Source organism: Acinetobacter sp. 228 (genome assembly GCF_048147885.1).
In genome coordinates, this window is the sequence record NZ_JAYWYV010000215.1 from 1 (window position 1) to 1,517 (window position 1,517).

A 1,517-nucleotide genomic window follows, 5' to 3' on the forward strand; every position below is an offset into this window, starting at 1 on the left:
TTTATTTCGTACTATCACCCGCAAGACTTTATCCAAGCGATGAGCCGTGCTTATGATCGCGAAGAAAACAAAGCTGCAAAGGATGCAATTGCACAGATTTTAATTAACTCTCGCATGTGTGCGGAAGGTCATCGTCCAATTTGCCAAGATACTGGTCTTGTTAACGTTTTCCTTGAAGTGGGCTTAGATGTTAAATTTGATTTAACAATGAGCTTAGACGATGCAGTAAATGAAGGTGTTCGCCAAGGTTACCTTGAAAACAGCAACGTTCTTCGCGCATCTGTACTTGCTGACCCTGCATTTGGTCGTAAAAATACAAAAGACAATACCCCTGCCGTTATTCACTACAAACTCGTACCAGGTAACAAAGTAGATATTACTGTTGCTGCTAAGGGTGGCGGTTCAGAAAACAAATCTAAACTTGCGATGCTTAACCCATCTGACTCGATTGTTGACTGGGTTCTTAAAACCGTTCCAACTATGGGTGCGGGCTGGTGTCCTCCTGGTATGCTCGGTATCGGTATTGGTGGTACTGCTGAAAAAGCCATGATGCTTGCGAAAGAAGCACTCATGGAAGAAATCAACATGGACGAATTACTTCGCCGTGGACCAGAGAACAAAATCGAAGAGCTTCGTATCGAAATCTTTGAAAAAGTAAACGCTCTTGGTATTGGTGCACAAGGTCTTGGCGGTTTAACGACTGTTCTTGACATTAAAATCAAAGACTACCCATGTCACGCTGCTGGCAAACCAGTAGGTATGATTCCTAACTGTGCTGCGACTCGTCACGCTCACTTCCAGCTTGATGGTTCAGGTGTAGCTCATATTCAAGCACCAAAACTTGAAGACTACCCATCTGTAACTTGGTATGCTTCACAATCTAAACGTGTAAACCTTGATACCATTACTCAAGAAGAAATGGATTCTTGGAAACCAGGCGACACATTACTTCTTAGCGGTACAATGTACACAGGTCGTGATGCTGCACATAAACGTATGGTTGAAATGATCGACAACGGTGAAGAGTTACCGGTTGATCTTAAAGGCAAGTTTATTTACTACGTTGGTCCTGTTGATCCGGTACGTGATGAAGTGGTTGGTCCTGCTGGTCCTACAACGGCTACACGTATGGACAAATTCACACGTAAAGTACTCGAGCATACTGGTCTATTCGGTATGATTGGTAAAGCTGATCGTGGTCCTACAGCAATTGAAGCAATCAAGGACAACAAAGCAACTTATCTTATGGCAGTGGGTGGTGCAGCTTACCTCGTATCTAAAGCTGTTCGCGAAGCTGAAGTGGTTGCATTTGCAGACTTGGGTATGGAAGCAATCTACAAATTTGTAGTGGAAGATATGCCTGTATCTGTTGCAGTTGATGTAAACGGTACATCAATTCACGCAGTAGCTCCAAAAATCTGGCAAGCGAAAATTGGTAAAATTCCAGTAATCGATGCCGCAGCTGGCTAATCAAGAAAAGCACCGGATTCGGTGCTTTTTTTATGCCTTTTAATATT

1 protein-coding gene is annotated in these 1,517 nt (G+C 43.2%); it reads left to right on the forward strand.

Features of this window, described 5'->3' with window-relative positions; translation table 11 throughout:
- The coding region (locus VXQ92_RS17505) for a fumarate hydratase (RefSeq protein ID WP_416682676.1) at window positions 1–1,470 on the forward strand (1,470 nt) is incomplete at its 5' end.
- Window positions 1,471–1,517: the final 47 nt, after the last annotated feature.